The organism is Methylobacterium indicum (assembly GCF_017347565.1).
Lineage (GTDB): Bacteria > Pseudomonadota > Alphaproteobacteria > Rhizobiales > Beijerinckiaceae > Methylobacterium > Methylobacterium indicum.
On the sequence record NZ_AP024145.1, the window covers coordinates 2,158,046 to 2,175,901 of the forward strand.

The 17,856-nt window shown below is 72.9% G+C and carries 15 protein-coding genes and 1 riboswitch; of the genes, 13 read left to right on the forward strand and 2 right to left on the reverse strand.

The window, feature by feature from the left end; all coding sequences use genetic code 11:
- Positions 1 to 174 precede the first annotated feature (174 nt).
- From miv_RS10025 to miv_RS10035, 3 genes are all read left to right on the forward strand, one after another.
- Positions 175 to 627: a cupredoxin domain-containing protein gene (locus miv_RS10025; protein ID WP_207182506.1), complete on the forward strand. Its 453-nt coding sequence runs from the start codon at positions 175 to 177 to the stop codon at positions 625 to 627.
- 191 nt (positions 628 to 818) lie between these two features.
- Positions 819 to 4,112, forward strand: a complete 3,294-nt coding sequence (locus tag miv_RS10030; RefSeq protein WP_207182508.1) for a helicase-related protein — start codon at positions 819 to 821, stop codon at positions 4,110 to 4,112.
- Between the two features lie 188 nt (positions 4,113 to 4,300).
- Positions 4,301 to 5,758: a DUF2252 domain-containing protein gene (locus miv_RS10035; protein WP_048428882.1), complete on the forward strand. Its 1,458-nt coding sequence runs from the start codon at positions 4,301 to 4,303 to the stop codon at positions 5,756 to 5,758.
- Between the two features lie 85 nt (positions 5,759 to 5,843).
- Here miv_RS10035 and miv_RS10040 read toward each other — a convergent pair whose 3' ends face one another.
- Positions 5,844 to 7,718, reverse strand: a complete 1,875-nt coding sequence (locus miv_RS10040) for a sigma-54-dependent Fis family transcriptional regulator (protein WP_207182510.1) — start codon at positions 7,716 to 7,718, stop codon at positions 5,844 to 5,846.
- 270 nt (positions 7,719 to 7,988) lie between these two features.
- On the opposite strand from miv_RS10040, the gene adh reads away from it, so the two are divergent.
- From adh to miv_RS10060, 4 genes are all read left to right on the forward strand, one after another.
- Positions 7,989 to 9,512 (forward strand): aldehyde dehydrogenase, encoded by a 1,524-nt coding sequence (adh, locus tag miv_RS10045; protein WP_058619454.1) that lies wholly within the window; start codon positions 7,989 to 7,991, stop codon positions 9,510 to 9,512.
- 130 nt (positions 9,513 to 9,642) lie between these two features.
- Positions 9,643 to 10,020, forward strand: coding sequence for a DUF779 domain-containing protein (locus tag miv_RS10050; protein WP_048428877.1), 378 nt, complete (start codon positions 9,643 to 9,645; stop codon positions 10,018 to 10,020).
- 76 nt (positions 10,021 to 10,096) lie between these two features.
- Entirely contained in the window at positions 10,097 to 10,594 is a 498-nt protein-coding gene (gene moaC, locus miv_RS10055) for a cyclic pyranopterin monophosphate synthase MoaC (protein WP_207182512.1), read from the forward strand.
- Positions 10,591 to 11,826 (forward strand): molybdopterin molybdotransferase MoeA, encoded by a 1,236-nt coding sequence (locus miv_RS10060; protein ID WP_207182514.1) that lies wholly within the window; start codon positions 10,591 to 10,593, stop codon positions 11,824 to 11,826. Before moaC ends, miv_RS10060 begins: the two co-directional genes overlap by 4 nt.
- Positions 11,827 to 11,903: 77 nt before the next feature.
- On the opposite strand, the gene miv_RS10065 is transcribed toward miv_RS10060, so the two are convergent.
- Entirely contained in the window at positions 11,904 to 12,167 is a 264-nt protein-coding gene (locus miv_RS10065) for a hypothetical protein (RefSeq protein WP_244276479.1), read from the reverse strand.
- Between the two features lie 423 nt (positions 12,168 to 12,590).
- Between miv_RS10065 and miv_RS10070 the strand changes: the two genes are divergently transcribed.
- The 6 genes from miv_RS10070 to miv_RS10095 all read left to right on the forward strand — a co-directional run bounded on the left by miv_RS10070 (position 12,591) and on the right by miv_RS10095 (position 17,835).
- Complete coding sequence (locus miv_RS10070; RefSeq protein ID WP_207182515.1) at positions 12,591 to 12,857, forward strand: NepR family anti-sigma factor; 267 nt, start codon at positions 12,591 to 12,593, stop codon at positions 12,855 to 12,857.
- Between the two features lie 8 nt (positions 12,858 to 12,865).
- Positions 12,866 to 13,411, forward strand: coding sequence for a sigma-70 family RNA polymerase sigma factor (locus miv_RS10075; protein ID WP_048428881.1), 546 nt, complete (start codon positions 12,866 to 12,868; stop codon positions 13,409 to 13,411).
- A gap of 163 nt (positions 13,412 to 13,574) precedes the next feature.
- Positions 13,575 to 13,811, forward strand: coding sequence for a hypothetical protein (locus miv_RS10080; RefSeq protein WP_207182517.1), 237 nt, complete (start codon positions 13,575 to 13,577; stop codon positions 13,809 to 13,811).
- A gap of 159 nt (positions 13,812 to 13,970) precedes the next feature.
- On the forward strand, positions 13,971 to 14,930 hold the full coding sequence (locus miv_RS10085) for a TAXI family TRAP transporter solute-binding subunit (protein WP_244748937.1): 960 nt from the start codon (positions 13,971 to 13,973) through the stop codon (positions 14,928 to 14,930).
- Positions 14,931 to 15,028: 98 nt separating this feature from the next.
- Positions 15,029 to 15,237: riboswitch (cobalamin riboswitch) on the forward strand.
- Between the two features lie 205 nt (positions 15,238 to 15,442).
- The gene (locus miv_RS10090) at positions 15,443 to 17,566 is read left to right on the forward strand and encodes a TonB-dependent siderophore receptor (RefSeq protein WP_207182520.1); all 2,124 of its coding nucleotides are present in this window, start codon (positions 15,443 to 15,445) and stop codon (positions 17,564 to 17,566) included.
- A complete protein-coding gene (locus miv_RS10095; protein WP_207182521.1) occupies positions 17,566 to 17,835 on the forward strand; it encodes a hypothetical protein in 270 nt (89 codons plus the stop codon). Before miv_RS10090 ends, miv_RS10095 begins: the two co-directional genes overlap by 1 nt.
- The last annotated feature ends 21 nt before the right edge of the window (positions 17,836 to 17,856 follow it).

Genomic DNA, 17,856 nt, shown 5'->3' on the forward strand with positions numbered 1-17,856 from the left:
GTGAGGGGTTTCGGCGAAGGGCTCCGCGACGGGGCTCGCCGAAGGCCCGCGCAACGCCGTCGAAAGGCGGGCCGGCATCGGGTCGCAGGTGGGAGCGGGGCCGGCGGTGAAACATCGGGCACCACCTGGCGTTCTGGCCTCGACCTCGTTCAACCTCTCCGAGAGAAGCCCCCGATGCCGTCCCTCACCCGCACGACGCTCGCCGCCGCCGCCCTCGCCCTCCTGACCGGGAGTGTCCATGCGGCCAACGACCTGCCGCCGCCCAAGACCGACGCGATGCCGCCGGTCGAGGTGACGATCACCGCCGAGAACGGCGTGCCGGCCTGCGCGCCGGCCGAGCTGCGCCTGCCGGCGCAGAGCAACGTCGATCTCCACGTCGTCAACCAGTCGAACGAGCAGGTGTCGCTCACCGCGCCGCAGATCTTCCAGAACAAGAACGTGCTGCACCACGACGGCGACGTGGTGCACGTCGCGAGCAACGACGCCTACCTGGTCAAGGCCAACGGCAAGGGCGAGATCCGCCTGCGCACCATCGCGGCCGGCGAGTACACCTATGGCTGCACCGCCACTTCGAAGCAGGACAAGCCGTTCACCGGCAAGCTGACGCTGATCGACCCGGCGAAGTGAGAGAGCGACCGCGAGCCTGAGCGGCGACCCCATCGTCCCGGGGCTGCGATGCTGCCCCGGGACGATGCCGCGGACGGCCCACGGCCGTGTCCCAGCGAACACCCCCACGGTATTCCTGTGCATGCGACAGCCCGCACCGGACCCGCTCAAGCCTCCGGACGTTTCCCGCTGCGAACAAGGAGCGGGGCCAGATGGCGAAGCGCAGGGTGGAACGGCGCGCACAGGCGGGAACCGAGGAGAGCGTGGCGCCGCTGGTGCCGCCCGGCGCCCTCGCGGTGGCGCTCCTCGGCCTGCGCGACCGGGGCCGTCCGCTGGTCCACGTCGCCCGCGACACCCGCCGGCTGGAGGAGATCGCCGCCCTCCTGCGCGCGCTCGCGCCGGGGATCGGCGTCGCGGTCTACCCGGAATGGGACTGCCTGCCCTTCGACCGCGCCTCGCCGTCGCGCGGCACGATGGGAGCGCGGGCCGGCGTGCTGCGCTGGCTCACCGATGCCGCGAACCTGCCCGACATCCTGCTCACCACCGCCCCGGCGCTGATCCAGCGGGTGCCGCCGCCCGAGACCTGGGCCGGGGCCCGGGTCGAGCTGAAGGCCGGCGATCCCCTCGATCCCGGGCGGCTCACCGCGGAACTCCAGCGCCTCGGCTACATCCTCGACGACCGGGTCGACGAGCCCGGCGAGGTCGCGGTGCGGGGGCGCACGGTCGACGTCTTCCCAGCCGCCGCGCCACGGCCCTGCCGCATCGAGCATGACGGCGGCAAGGTCACGGCGATCCGCAGCTACGATCCGGTGTCGCAGCGCTCCCTCGACGAGGTCGGGACCCTGGTGGTCGATCCGGCGACCGAGATCGTGCTCGCCCCGGACGCGCCGGTGCGGCTCAAGCCGTTCAGCGGCCAGGAACACCAATTGCCGACTCTCTACGGGCGGCTCGCCACCGTGCTCGACTACGTGCCGGAGGCCCGCCTGGTGGTCGAGGCCGGCGCGGAGGCCCGCGCCGACGCCTTCTTCGAGCAGATCGCCGACGGGCGCGGCGCCGCGACGAGCGCCCGCGGCAAGGCGGCGCCGCTCTACCTCGCCCCCGAGGAGTGGCACGAGGCCCGCGAGGCCCGCGAGGTGGCGGTGGCGACCAAGGAGGAGGGGGACGCGATCGCGGTCCCGGCCTTCCTGCGCGAGCGCCGGCCCGGCTCGGCCTTCTCGGCCTATCTTCGCGAGCGCCTGAAGGCCGGCGAGCGGGTGGTGCTGGCCGGCGACGCGGCGGCGCTCAAGCGGCTGTCGCGCCAGGCGGCCCGGGCGGCGGAGCGCAGCGTGAGGCCGGTCGCCGACTGGGCGCAGGCGGTGGCCGCCAAGCCCGGCGAGATCGTGGCGCTGCCCGCCCCCCTCGACGCGGGATTCCGGGTGCCGGAACTCGCCGCGACGGTGATCGCGGCTCCCGACGTCCATGGCGGCGCCTCGGCGAAGCCCGGCACCGGGCAGCCGGTGATCCTGCCGATGGGCGAGGTCGATCTCCGGGTCGGCGACGTGGCGGTGGACCGCGACCACGGCCTGTGCGTGTTCGAGGGGCTGGAGCGCATCACGACCGGCGACGGCGGCGCCACCGAGGCCCTGCGCCTGCGCTTTGCCGGCGATGCCATCCTGATGGTGCCGGTGGCCCAGGCCGACCGGATCTGGCGCTACGGCTCGGAGGAGGAGGCGGTGACCCTCGACAAGCTCGAGGGCGGCACCTGGGCCCGGCGCCGGCTGACGACGGAGGCCGGCCTCGCCCGGGCGGCCCGGGCCATGCTGGAGGCCGCGGGGCTGCGCGCGAAGGCGAAAGCCCCGGCTCTCGTCCCGCCGGAGCGCGAGATGGAGCGCTTCGGCGCCGGCTTCGGCTTCCCGCTCACCCCCGACCAGGCCCGCGCCGTCGACGGGGCGCTGGCCGACCTCGCCTCGGCGCGGCCGATGGACCGCCTCGTCTGCGGCGATGTCGGTTTCGGCAAGACTGAGGTGGCGCTGCGCGCCGCCGCCGCGGCGCTGCTCGCCGGCAAGCAGGTGGCGGTGGTCGCGCCCACCACCGTGCTGGTGCGCCAGCACCTGCGCACCTTCGCGCGGCGCTTCGCCCGGTTCGGAATCGAGGTGGCGCAGCTCTCGCGCCTCGTTCCGCCGGCCGAGGCCAAGAAGGTCCGCCAGGGCCTCGCCGACGGCGCGATCCGCCTCGTCGTCGGCACCCAGGCGCTCGCCGGGCGCGGTGTCGCCTTCGCGGATCTCGGCCTCGTGGTGATCGACGAGGAGCAGCGCTTCGGCGCCGCCCTCAAGGAGAGCCTGCGCGGCATGGCGGGCGACGCCCACGTCCTGACGCTGACCGCGACGCCGATCCCCCGCACCCTGCAATCGGCGCTCGTCGGCCTGAAGTCGCTGAGCGTCATCGCCACCCCGCCCGCGGTGCGCCAGCCGATCCGCACCCTGCTGACCCCGCTCCACGACGACACCGTGCGGGCGGCGCTGATGCGCGAGAAGGGCCGCGGCGGCCAGAGCTTCGTCGTCTGCCCGCGCATCGAGGAGATCGGCCCGATGGCCGAGCGGCTGAAGGCCCTGGTGCCGGAGCTCGCCACCGTCGTGGCCCACGGCGAGATGAAGCCGGCGGAGCTCGACGAGATCATGGTGCGCTTCGCCGACGGCGAGGGTGACGTGCTGCTCGCCACCTCGATCATCGAGAGCGGCCTCGACGTGCCGCGGGCCAACACCATGCTGGTCCACGATGCGGAACGCTTCGGCCTGGCGCAGCTGCACCAGCTGCGCGGCCGGGTCGGGCGCGGCCAGCGCCGGGGCGTCGCCTACCTGCTGACCCGGCCCGACCGCGACCTGCCCCCGGCCGCCGAGAAGCGCCTGCGGACCCTGGAGGCCCTCGACCGGCTCGGTGCGGGCTTCGCCATCAGCGCCCGCGACCTCGACCTGCGCGGCGCCGGCGACCTCGTCGGCGAGAACCAGGCCGGCCACGTCAAGCTGATCGGGCTCGGCCTCTACCAGCACCTGCTGCACCTGGCGCTCCGCGCCGCCAAGGGCGAGCCAGCGGAGGACTGGGCCCCCGAGATCCATCTCGGTCTCTCGGGCGACGTGCCGGAGGATTACGTGCCCGAACCCGAGGTGCGCCTGAGTCTCTACACCCGGCTCCTGCGCCTCGGCGCGGCCGAGGAGGTCGAGGCTCTGCGCGGCGAGGTCGAGGACCGGTTCGGGCCGCCGCCCGCCGGGGTGCGGGCGCTGTTCGCGCTGGCGCATCTGCGGGTCGCCTGCCTGCGGCTCGGCATCGCCCGTCTCACCGGCGGGCCGCAGGGGCTGGCGGTCGACTTCCGGCCCGGCTGCGCCCCGGCGGCGATGCCGCTCGGCGAGGAATTGACCGCCCGCGAGGGTCGGCTGATCCTGCGCCGTCCCTGCGACGACCAGGACCGGCGCGGCGAGCAGGCGGGCGAGTTCCTGCACCTGATCCAGGAGGCCCGCGACCACCAGGGCTGAGGATGATACGTTCGGCGCCGGGGTTTCATCCCCCGGGGCCGGAACGATCGCACATGGCCAAGGTTGACTCCCCGACCCCGCAGCTTCGGGGCCGCCCGCGGACCGATCCCATGGACAGACATCCCGACATCTCCTCGTCCGATCTGCCGTCGTCCCATTTGCCGGACGCCGTGGCGAACGAGAGCGTCATGGAATCCTGCGCGCGGGTGGATGGGCCGGCCGAGGACATCGTCCTCGAGCCGCTCGCCGACTTTCCGCATATCGACCTGCGCACGCCCGGCGAACCGTGGGAGAAGCGCCGCGCCGCCGGCAAATGCCTGCGCGCCAAGGTCCCGCACGACGGCCACGGCCCGGCGCCGGTGCCGGAGGACCGCCCCGACCCGGTGCGGCTGATCGAGGAGGCGCAAGAGGGCCGCCAGGACCACCTCATCCCCCTGCGCGTCGCCCGGATGGCGAGTTCGCCCTTCGCGTTCCTGCGCGGGGCCGCGACCGTGATGGCCTGGGACCTGGCGCAGACGCCGACGAGCGGCATCGACGTCGTGATGAACGGCGACGCCCACATCTCGAATTTCGGCCTGTTCGGCACGCCGCAGCGCGACATCGTGCTCGATCTCAACGACTTCGACGAGGTCACGATCGGCCCGTGGGAGTGGGACCTGAAGCGGCTCTGCGCCAGCATCGAAGTCGCCGCCCGCGACCTCGACGTGCCGCCGGCCGAGCGGCGGGAGGCGGTGATCGCGGCGGCCCACGGCTACCAGCACACGATGACCGACCTCGCCCCCCAGGGCTCCCTCGACGTCTGGCACCGGGCCGCCAAGGCGGAGGAGCTCGATTTCAGCGGCATCGCCATCGACAACGAATCCCGCGACGTGGTGCACCGGGCGGTCGAGAAGGCGCGCAAGCGCCACAACAAGAGCCTGCTCGGCCAGCTCGGCGAGCGCCGGGTCGATGGCGGGTGGCGCTTCCGCGACGAGCCGCCGATCCTGACCTGGGTCGACGACGACACCCGCGAGGCGGTCACCGCCGGGCTCGAGCGCTACGCCGAGACCCTGCCGCCGGAGCGCCGGTTCATGCTCAACCGCTACCACGTCGTCGACGTCGCCCACCGGGTCGTCGGCGTGGGCAGCGTCGGCACCCGGGCCTACGTCGCGCTGCTCTGCGGCAATTCGGACCAGGACGTGCTCTTCCTCCAGGTCAAGGAGGCGGTGCGCCCCGCCCACGCCCCCTACGTCGCCGGGATGCCCGAGCCCTACGCCTCGCACGAGGGCGAGCGGGTGATCTACGGCCAGCGCCTGCTCCAGGCGGTGGGCGACCCGCTGCTCGGCTGGACCACCATCCACGACCGTCCGTTCTACGTCCGCCAGATGAAGAACATGAAGGGCGAGATCCCGATCAGCTGCATGCGCGGGCAGCCGCTGGTCTACTTCTCCTGGGCCTACGGCGCGCTGCTGGCCCGCGCGCACGCCCGCACCGGCGACGCGGCGGCCATCGCCGGCTATTGCGGCCGCGACCGCCACGGCGACCTCCGGGAGGCCGTGGCCGACTGGGCGCGGGCCTATGGCGAGCGCAATGCCGAGGATCACCGGCTCTTCCTCGACGCCATCGCGTCGGGGCGGCTGGAGGCGGCGGAGGATCCGCAGCTTTAAGAATCCCAGCGTACGCTTTGCTGCGCGCCGGCGACCGGCTGCGGACGTCGATCGTCGGGAGGCATCCGAGAGGAAGCGCGCCGGTCTACGGCTCGACGCGCTGCCCCAAGCACCGCCGGTAGAGGGTGCTCCGGCTGATGCCGAGGCTGCGCGCGGCCTTGCTGACATTGCCGCCATGGGCCGCGAGCGCCGCGCGCATCGCGTCCTGCGCCAGGGTGTCGAGGCGGCCGGTCGCCGGCTCCGGCTCGGGCATCGGCGTTGCCGCGGGTGCGACCGGGACCGTCACCCCTTCGGGCAGGGCGTCGAGACCCAGCACCTCGCCGGGTTCGGCCAAGGCAGCCAGCGCCTTGAGGCAGGCCGCGAGCTGGCGCAGGTTGCCGGGCCAGGACGCGTCGGCGAGCGCCGCCTCGCAGGGCGGCGACAGGCTCACGCCGCGGGCCGGGCCATCGGTCCGGGCCCAGAGGTCGCGCACCAGGGCGAGGCGGTCGGGCCGGTCGCGCAAGGGGGCCAGGCGCACCCGGTAGGGGGCGATGCGGTAGAAGAGATCGGCCCGGAAGGCGCCGTCCTCGACCATCCGGGACAGGTCGCGGTGGGTGGCGCAGATCAGCGCGAAATCGACCGGGACCGGACGGGTACCGCCGACCGGCAGGACCTCGCGCTCCTGCAGCGCCCGCAGCAGGCGCGATTGCAGGGCGAGCGGCATGTCGCCGATCTCGTCGAGCAAGAGCAGGCCGCCCTCCGCTTGGCGCAGCAGGCCCTTGGCGCCGTGGCGCGCCGCGCCCGTGAAGGCGCCGGGCTCGTAGCCGAACAATTCGGCCTCGATCAGCGTCTCGGGCAAAGCCGCGCAATTCACCGCCACGAACGGCTTCTGCGATCGCGCGCAGGCCGCGTGGGCGGCGCGGGCAAACACCTCCTTGCCGGTCCCGGTCTCGCCCTCGACCACCACCGGGATGCCGGCCTCGATCAGCCGCACGGCGCGGGCGAGGAGTTTTTGCGTGGCGGGATCGAGAATCGGCGCCTCGGGGCCCGGTATGGGGAGGCCGGGCCGCGGGGGTTCGGCCGTCGAACGCCGCCGGACCGGGGCCGATGCGCCCTGGAGGCGGCCGTAGAGCGGGGCGCCGTGCGCGTCGCGGAGCGCCAGCGGACCGGGTGCGAGGTCGCCGCCGTGGCGATCGGCCGCCTCGGCCCCGATCGCGTCCCAGCCGAGGCCCAAGAGCGCGAGCCCGTGCCGGTTGGCGCCGACGATCCGCCGCCCCTCGAAGACCAGCACGCCCTCGCGCGGGGTGCCCAGCAGCGCCGGGTCGCGGTGCAGGCGCAGGACCTCGCAGCCCGCCGGCACCGCGTCGAGGACGCGGTGCTCGATCGCGTCGACCGCGAGCCCGACGAGACCGAGCGCGTGGCCCTGGTGGATGCCCGACGGTCCGGTGAGGTCGAGGATGCCCAGGACCGCGCCGTCCGGGCCGAGGATCGGCATCGCGGCGCAGCTCAGGATGCGGTGCGGCTCGAAATAATGCTCGGCGCCCCGCACCTCGACGGCGCGGCGCTCGATGAGGGCGGTGCCGATGGCGTTGGTGCCGGTCAGGCTCTCGCTCCAGGGCACGCCGGGGCGAAGCGCCACCTGGGCGGCCCGGCCGGCGAAGCTGTCGTTGCCCAGCGTATCGAGGATCAGCCCGTCGGCATCGGTCAGGATCACCAGCCCGCCGGTCGCCCGGGCATCGGCGTGCAGGGCCTCGATCTCCGGCCGGCAGCGCTGGCGCAAAGCCTCGTTGCGGTCGAAGGCGGCGCGCATCTCGGCGGAGCTCAGGGGCTCGACCCGGGGGCGCGCCCCGAAATCGAGGCCGAGGGCGGCGCAGCGCTCCCAGGAGCGCAGGATCGGCGGCGGCGGCTCCGCCACCCCGGGCCCGAAGGCCTGCCGCCGGGCGGCCAGCAGGGTGCGGGGGGTGCTCACGCGGCTCTGCATGCCCGGCCTCCTCCCGGTTTGTCGGACGACGCACGAGGTGTCGCTGTTTGCGACAGGTGTCGCAGGTGTCGCGCGTCCGGTCCAGGACGGCGGGGGTGAGGCGAGGGTGGATTTTGGTCGTAGGGCGCACGCGGCAGAGGAAAAATGTTTTCTATTTCAAGAGATTGCCGAGATGTCGCGTGCGCCGGACGGCCCGTGTCCGCGCCCTGGCATGCGGCCTGCCATGACGATCTCGCCGCACCTCGTCACCGGGGTGACTGGGAGGAAAGCATGAACAAGCCGGAATTCTTCGCCGACGCCAAGACGAAGTCCCCGTTCTCGGCCCGCTACGACAACTTCATCGGCGGCCAGTGGGTGGCCCCGGTGGCGGGCCGCTACTTCGAGAACACCTCGCCGATCACCGGCGGCGTGATCTGCGAGGTCGCCCGCTCCGACGCGCAGGACATCGAGCGCGCGCTCGATGCCGCCCATGCCGCCAAGGAGGCCTGGGGCCGCACCGCGCCGGCCGAGCGCGCCCTGATCCTCACCCGCATCGCCGACCGGATGCAGGAGAACCTCGACCTCATCGCGCTGGCCGAGACCTGGGACAACGGCAAGCCGATCCGCGAGACCACCCACGCCGACATCCCGCTCGCCATCGACCATTTCCGCTACTTCGCCGGCTGCGTCCGGGCGCAGGAAGGCTCGCTCTCCGAGATCGACCACGACACGGTCGCCTACCACTTCCACGAGCCGCTCGGCGTCGTCGGCCAGATCATCCCGTGGAACTTCCCGATCCTGATGGCGGTCTGGAAGCTCGCGCCCGCGCTCGCCGCCGGCAACTGCGTGGTGCTCAAGCCCGCCGAGCAGACCCCGGCCTCGGTGCTGCTGCTCGCCGAGCTGATCGGCGACCTCCTGCCCCCGGGCGTGCTCAACATCGTCAACGGCTTCGGTCTTGAGGCCGGCAAGCCGCTCGCCTCCTCGCCCCGCATCGCCAAGATCGCGTTCACGGGCGAGACCACGACCGGGCGGCTGATCATGCAGTACGCCTCGCAGAACCTGATTCCGGTGACGCTGGAACTGGGCGGCAAGTCGCCGAACATCTTCTTCGCCGACGTGATGGCGCAGGACGACGACTTCCTCGACAAGGCGCTCGAGGGCTTCGCGATGTTCGCCCTCAACCAGGGCGAGGTCTGCACCTGCCCGAGCCGGGCTCTGGTGCACGAATCGATCTACGACCGCTTCATCGAGAAGGCGGTCGCCCGGGTGAAGGCGATCAAGCAGGGCTCGCCCCTCGACCCCTCGACCATGATCGGCGCGCAGGCCTCGAGCGAGCAGCTCGAAAAGATCCTGTCCTACATCGACATCGGCCGCCAGGAGGGCGCCGAGGTGCTCACCGGCGGCGGCCGCTCGATGCGCGACGGCGAGATGGCCGGCGGCTTCTACGTCGAGCCCACGGTCCTGCGCGGCCACAACAAGATGCGGATCTTCCAGGAGGAAATCTTCGGGCCCGTCCTGTCGGTCACGACGTTCAAGGACGACGAGGAGGCGCTGGCCATCGCCAACGACACCCTCTACGGCCTCGGCGCCGGCGTCTGGACCCGCGACGGCACCCGCGCCTACCGCTTCGGCCGCGCGATCCAGGCCGGCCGCGTCTGGACCAACTGCTACCACGCCTACCCGGCCCACGCGGCCTTCGGCGGCTACAAGCAGTCCGGCATCGGCCGCGAGACCCACAAGATGATGCTCGACCACTACCAGCAGACCAAGAACCTGCTGGTCAGCTACTCGCCGAAGAAGCTCGGCTTCTTCTGAGCCGGAACTCCCCCTATGACGAAACGGGGCGGCGCTCGTTCGGGCGCCGCCCCGATCCACGAATCCGCCCGGGACGAAGGCGGGACGACGGAGGGGCTCAACCGGCCCCGCTCCTGGAAGGATACGCGCCATGACCGATCCCGCGATCACCTTGCCGCCCCGCGTCGTCGCGACCCCGGCGGCCCTCGACCTCATCGAGACCCTGCGCCGGGAGCACGGGCCGATTCTCTTTCACCAATCCGGCGGCTGTTGCGACGGCTCGGCGCCGATGTGCTACGCCGTCGGCGATTTTCTCACCGGCGACAGCGACGTGCATCTCGGCGCGATCGGCGGGGCCGAGTTCTTCATCAGCGCCCCCCAGTTCGCCTACTGGAAGCACACCCAGCTCATCATCGACGTGGTGCCGGGCCGCGGCGGCATGTTCTCGCTCGAGAACGGCACCGGACAACGCTTCCTCCTGCGCTCGCGCCTGTTCGACGATGCCGAGAGCGAGGCCCTGAACGGCTGACGCCCGGCCGCCGCGCAAGTGGCGGGGCCGGCTTCGCCCGTGCTAAGCGCGGGGGACGTTACCGCGGAGCCCGGCCATGCCGACCCTGACCCATCTCGACGCCGCCGGCGCCGCCAACATGGTCGACGTCACCGACAAGGCGGCGACCGACCGCGCCGCCCGTGCCGAGGGCCTGGTGGTGATGAATCCCGAGACCCTCCGGCTGATCCGCGAGGGCGACGCCAAGAAGGGCGACGTGCTCGGCACCGCGCGCCTCGCCGGCATCATGGCGGCCAAGCGCACCCACGAGCTGATCCCGCTCTGCCACCCGCTGCTGCTGACCAAGGTCCGGGTCGAGTGCGAGCCCGACGAGGCGCTGCCGGGCATCCGGATCATCGCGGAGGTGCGGGTCCAGGGGCCGACCGGGGTCGAGATGGAGGCGCTGACCGCCGTGTCGGTCGCCTGCCTCACCGTCTACGACATGGTGAAGGCCGCCGACCGGGGCATGCGGGTCGAGGGGGTGCGGTTGCTGCACAAGAGCGGCGGTCGTTCCGGCGTCTGGGAAGCCTCCTCCGGCCGCGAGGCCGGCGAATGAGCGCCCTCCTGCCCGTCGCCGAAGCCCTGGCGCGCATCCTCGCCGGCGCCCGTCCGGTCGAGGCCGAGGCGGTCCCGATCACCCAGGCCGCCGGCCGCACCCTGGCCGAGGACGTCCGGGCGCTCCGCACCCAGCCGCCATTCTCGACCTCCGCCATGGACGGCTACGCCGTGCGGGCCGCGGACGTGGCGGGCGCCTCGCCCGAGGCGCCGGTCCGGCTGCGGGTGACCGCCACCAGCGCCGCCGGCCACGGCGCCCGGGGCCCGGTGGGGGAGGGCGAGGCGATCCGCATCTTCACCGGCGCGCCCCTGCCGGCCGGCGCCGACACGGTGGTGATCCAGGAGGATACGGAGACGCAAGGCGACGCCGTGTTGGCGCGGGCCGGTAACCCGCCCGGCCGCCACATCCGCGGCAGCGGCCTCGATTTCCGCGAGGGCGACCGGCTGCTCGCGGCCGGGGAGCGCCTCGACGGTTGGCGGGTGGCGCTCGCCGCCGCCGGCGGTCACCCGAGCTTGCGGGTTCGAAGGCGGCCCCGGGTCGCGGTGCTCGCCACCGGCGACGAGCTGGTGCGGCCGGGCGAGCCGGCGGAATGGGACCAGATCGTCGCCTCGAACGGGCTGGCGCTCGCCGCGATGGCCGAGACCGCGGGCGCCGAGGCGATCGACCTCGGCATCGCCGGCGACAGCTTCGCCGCCCTGGAGGCCGCGATCGCCCGCGCCCGCGACGCGCGGGCCGACCTCCTGGTGACGCTCGGCGGCGCCTCCGTCGGCGACCACGACCTCGTGCAGTCGGCGCTCACCCGCCAGGGGCTCGATCTCGGTTTCTGGCGCATCGCGCTGCGGCCCGGCAAGCCGCTGATGCATGGGCGCCTCGGCCCGATGGCGGTGCTGGGGCTGCCGGGCAACCCGGTCTCGTCGGTGGTGTGCGGGCTGCTCTTCGTTCACCCGCTGATCCGGGCGCTCGTCGGCGATCCGGAAGCCGGGGCCGACCGCAGCGAGCCGGCGCTGCTCGGCCGCGACCTGCCGGCCAATGACGGCCGCCAGGACTACATGCGCGCCGCCCTCGATACCGCGCCGGACCGGCTGCCGGTGGTGCACCCGGCCGAGCGCCAGGATTCTTCGATGCTCTCGGTGCTCGCGCGCTCCGAGGCGCTGCTGATCCGCGAGCCCCACGCGCCGGCCGCCCGGGCGGGCGACCCGTGCCGCATCCTGCGGCTCGACCGGACGCTCTAGCGGCCGGTGAGCCGGCCGGGAGATCGGGGGACCTCGCGGATCCCCCGTCGCCGCGGCAGTTCGCGGCTCGGCTCCTCTTACTGCTCGTCGCCCTTGCCGCCGGTCTTGCGGTCATAGGCGGTGATCGCCGCGCGGCACTGGGCCGAGAGCTTCGCGCGGTTGCGGGCGAAGCAGCGCTCGACCTCGGGGCTGTCCGGATCGGCCCCGGCGCAGAGTTTGAAGTAGTCGCCGGCGCAATTCATCTGCAGGCCCTGATCGTCTCGCTGGGCGAGCGCGGGCGTGGCGACCAGGAGCGTGAGGAGGGCCGCGGCGGCGGGCAGACGAAACGACGTCGGGGTCAAGGTGGCATTCCCGATGGAGATCATGGCTCCCTAGGGTAGATGCCGCGAGCCGCCCGGCAAGCGCTGTCAGGTCACACCCTCGTGCGGCGTCGCTCCCCGGTGCCGATGTGCAACGGCCCCCGGACCGGCTGCCGCACCGCGCCGTTGTCCGTCCCGCGCCGCACCGTCCGGCCCAGGTTTGACTCAGGTCGCCGTCATATTGCTCAGGTCGAACCGCACGTCGAATTCCAGACGATCCGTCGCTCTACAGCCAAGCCTTGATTAAGATTGGCTGAATACCGTTTTCAGATCGCATTAAAATCCACGGCTTTATTGCGGCGCCAACGAAGCAAGAGGCGGCTCTCGATCGGCGCGCCCGGGCCTCGGTGGACAAGCCCGTCCGCCGCGGGCTCGGCCACCGTCAGCCGCGAGGCTGAGGCGGCGATGCGCGACGACGAGACCGACACCGAAGCTCCGGCCGGACCGACGCCGCGATCGCGCGGCCGGCCCGACGGACGGGGCGAACTCGACACCGAGACCCAGCGCCGCCTCGGGCGGGCGCTGCGAGCCCACTATGCCGACCTGCTCAACGCCCCGGTGCCGGATCGGTTCGCCGCTCTGCTCGCCGGGCTCGAAGCCGCCGCCGCGGGAGGCCCGGCCCCGCCGGACGCGCCCGCCGTCGAGCCCACCGGCCAGGAGGACGCGCGATGACATCCGCGATGACACAGGTCGATCCCGAGATGCGCGCGCTCCTGCTCGGCGCGATCCCCGCCCTGCGCGCCTTCGCGTTCTCGCTGACCCGCGACCTCGACCGCAGCGACGACCTGGTGCAGGACACCCTGGTGCGGGCCTGGACCAAGGCCGACAGCTTCACCCCCGGCACCAACCTCTATGCCTGGCTGTTCACCATCCTGCGCAACCTCTTTTATTCCGAGCAGCGCAAGCGCCGTCGCGAGGTCGAGGATGCCGACGGGGTGATGGCCGGCCGCCTCACGGCGCTGCCGGACCAGGAGGCGCGGGTCGAGCTGTCGGCCTTCCAGGCGGCCCTGAGCACCCTGCCGGCGAGCCAGCGCGAGGCGCTGGTGCTGGTGGGCGCCCAGAACTTCACCTACGAGGAGGCGGCCGAGATCTGCGGCGTCGCGGTCGGGACGATCAAGAGCCGGGTGAGCCGGGCGCGCGGCCGGCTGATCGAGCTGCTCGGGATGACCGGCCCGGACGATATCGGCAGCGACGGTGCGACGCTGGCGGCGATGGGTCATTCGTGACCCGGGACGCCCGGCTGGGAGCTTCAGGCGGCCGCCACCGCGCGGCGATCGTCCGGGGCGGCGGGCCGGGACGCCGCACCCTGGAACACTTTCCCAGGCCTCGGGGTTTCGATGACCCGACGGCAGCCGTGCGGCGCTGTCCGTCAACCCGTGGAGTTGGCCGATGCCCCGCCCCTACGAAGCCGTCGCGGATGCGATCCGCACCGCCCGCTCGATCGTCATGCAGGAAGGCTCCGCGATCGCCGTGGCCGCGCGGGCGGGCGACGATGCCGCCCTCGAGGCCGCGAGCTGCGACCTCGTGAGCCGCATCGCCCAGGCGATCCTTGATGCCGAGCAGGAGGCCATGACCCGCAACCTCGTGGCCGCCGATCCGTTCACGACGCGCCGGCTCAGCGCCTGAGGACAGCCGTCGCGCCGGGCACCGAATCGGTTGGTCGGCGGTTGGTGAGGGATCTATGACTCGTCTCGACGCCGCCGATCTCCGGGGCGTGGGACGAGGTCTCGGATGAGTGAGCATCGCCGCGCCGCCCGGAGGTCGAGGCGCCCGTCGCGAGGTCGCGTGATCGCGGTCCTGGCCCTGCTCGGCCTCGCCGGCCCGCCCGCTCATGCCGAGGAACCTCTCGCCGAGAAGCATCGGGCCGGCGAAAACCTGCATCTCGTCCTCGCGACCGCCACGCCGGGTGGCGGGTTTCCGGCCTATGGCGAGGCGCTGGCGGCGGCGATCCGGGAGGTGAACCCGGACATCACCCTCGATCTGCGGGCGAGCAAGGGCTCGACCGAGAACCTCGACCTCCTGCGGAGCGGGCAGGTCGATCTCGGCCTCGTCCAGGGCGAGTACGCCTACGAGGCCCTGGCCGGGCAGGGTGCCGCGCCGGCGATCGCCGTGGTCGCCCCGGTCTACGCGGCGCCCGGCCTGTTCGTGGTGCCGGCGGACGGGCCGGTCACGGCCTTTACCGATCTGCGCGGCCGGCCGGTGGCGCTCGGGACCCGCAGCTCCGGCCTCACCGCCATGGCCCGCACCATCCTGCGCGGCGCCGGGCTCGACCCGGAGCAGGACATCCGCCCGATCCTCCTCGACCATGCCGGAGACGGCCCGGCGATGCTCCGCGACGGGCGCGCCGCGGCGCTGTTCGGCGGCGGCACCGGCTGGCCGGGCTTCCGGGCGGTCGCGCAAGCCCCGGGCGGGGCCCGCTTCCTCGGTCCGCCGGCCGGCGCGATTCCGGCGATCCTGGCCGCGAGCCCGTCCCTGCGCCGCATGACCGTGCCGCCCGCCACCTTCCCGGGCCAGACCGAGGCGATCGACACGGTGGGGTCCTGGAGCTTCGTCCTGGGCAAGCCCGGCCTCGATCCGGCGGCCGTCGCCCGTCTCGTCGCGGCGATCGACAAGGCGAAGCCGGCGCTCGCCCGGCGCCTGCCGAACGAGCGGCCGAGCGATCCCCGGGACCTCGCGGCCGCCGTCCCGGCGGAGTGGCTCCACCCGGCCACGGCCTCCTACCTGCGACAGACCGACCAGCCCTGACCCCGACGGCGCGCAACCCCGTGTGTTTCCACGGACACAAAGCGCGCAACGTTATTACAATTCGCATCTGGCATATTGCTGCCGCCGGACTGTCATGGCATGGCTGTTGCCGCCAAGGTTCCCCGGGCGTCATGCCCGCGGGCTAAGAGGGAACTCGGTGAGCTCGTCGCGAGCGATGCCGAGGCTGCCCCCGCAACTGTGAGCGGAGAGATCCCGCCGCCGACGGTCACTGGTGCGCTGCACCGGGAAGGCCAGGCGGGAGCGACGATCCGCGAGCCAGGAGACCTGCCTTCGGTACGCGCCGCGTTTCGGCGCGGTCACGTCCTGCGGGCGGTGCGGCCCGGGGGAGCGCCCGGATCCGGCTGCCGCGCGACAGGTGCGGGGCAGGGCCCGTCGCTCGCTCGAACCGTACGGCACGGCAACTTCGAGTGTGTTTCGTGAGAACCCGTTCGCGTCTCCCCACCCCCGCACGCTCCCGCCGTCGTCATCCCGGCGCCGCCCTGGCGGGCGCGATGGCATTCGGCCTCGCGGCACAGCCGGCGGGCGCCCAGGAGAGCATCGCCCTCGACGAGGTGGTGGTGGAGGGGGCCGCCCCGGCGCCGGGCCGGCCGATACCCGCGAGCACCGCCGCCGGCACGATCGGCCTCATCGGTCCGAGTGCGGGCTTCCGGGCCGACCGGGCGGTCAGCAGCACCAAGACCGACACGCCCCAGCGCGACGTGCCGCAGGTCGTCACCGTGGCGCCGCGGGAGGTCATCACCGATCTCGCCGCCACCCGCGTCGATCGGGTCCTGACCTACACGCCGGGCGTCGCCCTGCAGAACAATTTCGGCGGGCTGACTATCTTCAGCTACGCCATCCGGGGCGTGACCACCTCGGAACTGTACAAGAACGGATTCCCGCTCAACCGCGGCTTCCCGCCGCCGCCCGACACCCAGAACGTCGAGCGGATCGAGGTGCTGAAGGGTCCCGGCGGCGGCCTGTTCGGGCGCAGCGACCCGGGCGGCCTCGTCAACATCATCACCAAGCAGCCGACGCGCGAACGCTTCGTCGAGATGGGCGGGCTGTGGGGCTCGTTCGAGGAGGTCCGCGGCACGGTCGATTCCGGCGGTGCGCTCAACGAGGACGGCACGCTCCTCTACCGCTTCAACCTCGCGGCCGGGCGCCAGAACAGCTTCCGCGATTTCGTCGACGGCGACCGGCTGTTCGTCGCTCCCGTCGTGAGCTGGCAGATCACGCCCGACACGAAAGTGACGGTCGAGACCGAGTTCCTGCGCAACCGCACGGTGTTCGACCGCGGCGTCATCGCGATCGACAACCGGCTCGGCTTCCTGCCGATCTCGCGCTTCCTCGGCGAGCCGGGCCAGAGCATCTACCAGACCAACGACTCGATGCAGATCCGGGTCGACCACCGCTTCGACGCCGACTGGCAGATGCGGCTTGCCACCTATCTCAACTCCAACTCGCTCACCGGCGAGGCGGTCGAGGTGCGGGGCATCGCCGCCGACAACCGCACCGTCCTGCGCGACCGCAACTACCGCAACTACCGCGCCGACATCGCGCTCGGCCAGGCCGAACTGGTCGGGCGCTTCGACACCGCCGGGATCGGCCATACTTTGCTGCTCGGCTTCGAGCGCGAGAGCACCGACGGCACCTACCAGCAGATCCGCTCCAATACCCGCCAGAACCCGTATTCGCTCGACATCTACGCCCCGGTCTACGGCCGGCCGCTTCCGAACTACACGCGCCAGACCAACGGCTTCGAGCAGGTCACCAACACCGCGCTCTACGCCCAGGACCAGATCGCGCTGTCGCCCGAGTGGAAGGCGATGGTCGGCGTGCGGTTCGATTTCTTCGAGCAGGCGTTCCGCGAGCGCACCACCGGGGTCCGGAACGACCAGACCTACTTTGCCGCCACGCCCCGCGCCGGCCTCGTCTACCAGCCGCTGCCGGAGCTGTCGCTCTACGCCAATGTCGGCACGAGCTTCCGGCCGAATATCGGGCCGGACGCCGCGGCCTCGTCGTTCAACGGCCCGTTCGCGCCGGAGACCGGCCTCGGCTACGAGGTCGGCACCAAGCTCGACCTCTTCGGCGGCGCCTTGAGCCTGACCGGCGCCGCCTTCCGGGTCGAGCGCCAGAACGTGCTCACCGCCGATCCCAACAACAGCGGCTTCTCGATCGCCGCCGGCGCGGTGCGCAGCCAGGGCTTCGAGTTCACGGCGGCCGGCCAGCTCTCGCCCTCGGTCAAGGTCCTGGCCGGCTACGTCTTCGCCGACGCTGTGGTCACCAAGGACAACGTGCTGCCGGTCGGCGCTCCCCTCATCAACGTGCCGCGCCATTCCGGCAGCCTGCTCGCGGTCTACGAGGCGCAGGAGGGCCCCTGGAAGGGGTTCGGCATCGGCGGCGGCGCGCGGGCGGTCGGCGAGCGGGCCGGCGACGCGAATGGCGGCGCGTTCCGGCTTCCGGGCTACATCGCCGTCGATGCGCTGGCCTATTACAAGTGGGAGAACTTTCGCTTCGGCCTGAACGTCGAGAACGTCTTCGACACCACCTATTACGCGAGCTCGCTCAACGTCTTCCGGGTGTTTCCGGGTACGCCGCGCCGCTTCACCGGCACCCTGTCGGTGCGGTTCTGATGGGCATGCCCGTCCGCCGGGGCGATGTGGGCGCGCCCGCCCGCCGGGGCGATGCCGGCCGGGACGCCGCCGCCGCCCGCGCCCGGCACTACCGCCAGCGCCTCGCCCCGGTGCTCGCCGCCATCACGGCGGAGGCCGGGGCGACGCCCGAGGGCATCGCCGCGTCCCTGACCCGGCGGGGCATCCCCAAGCCCCGCGGCGGCCGGGTCTGGACGCCGCCGGACGTGCGCCGGCTCCTGTCGCGCCTCGCCGACGAGACCGCCTCGTGACCACGGGACTCCGCCCGCCGC

What these genes read in the sequence shown, in the direction of transcription:
- miv_RS10025 (WP_207182506.1), top strand. Translation starts at nt 175, where the DNA reads ATGCCGTCCCTCACCCGCACGACGCTCGCCGCCGCCGCCCTCGCCCTC.
- miv_RS10030 (WP_207182508.1), top strand. Translation starts at nt 819, where the DNA reads ATGGCGAAGCGCAGGGTGGAACGGCGCGCACAGGCGGGAACCGAGGAG.
- miv_RS10035 (WP_048428882.1), top strand. Translation starts at nt 4,301, where the DNA reads ATGGAATCCTGCGCGCGGGTGGATGGGCCGGCCGAGGACATCGTCCTC.
- miv_RS10040 (WP_207182510.1), bottom strand. Translation starts at nt 7,718, where the DNA reads ATGCAGAGCCGCGTGAGCACCCCCCGCACCCTGCTGGCCGCCCGGCGG.
- adh (WP_058619454.1), top strand. Translation starts at nt 7,989, where the DNA reads ATGAACAAGCCGGAATTCTTCGCCGACGCCAAGACGAAGTCCCCGTTC.
- miv_RS10050 (WP_048428877.1), top strand. Translation starts at nt 9,643, where the DNA reads ATGACCGATCCCGCGATCACCTTGCCGCCCCGCGTCGTCGCGACCCCG.
- moaC (WP_207182512.1), top strand. Translation starts at nt 10,097, where the DNA reads ATGCCGACCCTGACCCATCTCGACGCCGCCGGCGCCGCCAACATGGTC.
- miv_RS10060 (WP_207182514.1), top strand. Translation starts at nt 10,591, where the DNA reads ATGAGCGCCCTCCTGCCCGTCGCCGAAGCCCTGGCGCGCATCCTCGCC.
- miv_RS10070 (WP_207182515.1), top strand. Translation starts at nt 12,591, where the DNA reads ATGCGCGACGACGAGACCGACACCGAAGCTCCGGCCGGACCGACGCCG.
- miv_RS10075 (WP_048428881.1), top strand. Translation starts at nt 12,866, where the DNA reads ATGACACAGGTCGATCCCGAGATGCGCGCGCTCCTGCTCGGCGCGATC.
- miv_RS10080 (WP_207182517.1), top strand. Translation starts at nt 13,575, where the DNA reads ATGCCCCGCCCCTACGAAGCCGTCGCGGATGCGATCCGCACCGCCCGC.
- miv_RS10090 (WP_207182520.1), top strand. Translation starts at nt 15,443, where the DNA reads ATGGCATTCGGCCTCGCGGCACAGCCGGCGGGCGCCCAGGAGAGCATC.
- miv_RS10095 (WP_207182521.1), top strand. Translation starts at nt 17,566, where the DNA reads ATGGGCATGCCCGTCCGCCGGGGCGATGTGGGCGCGCCCGCCCGCCGG.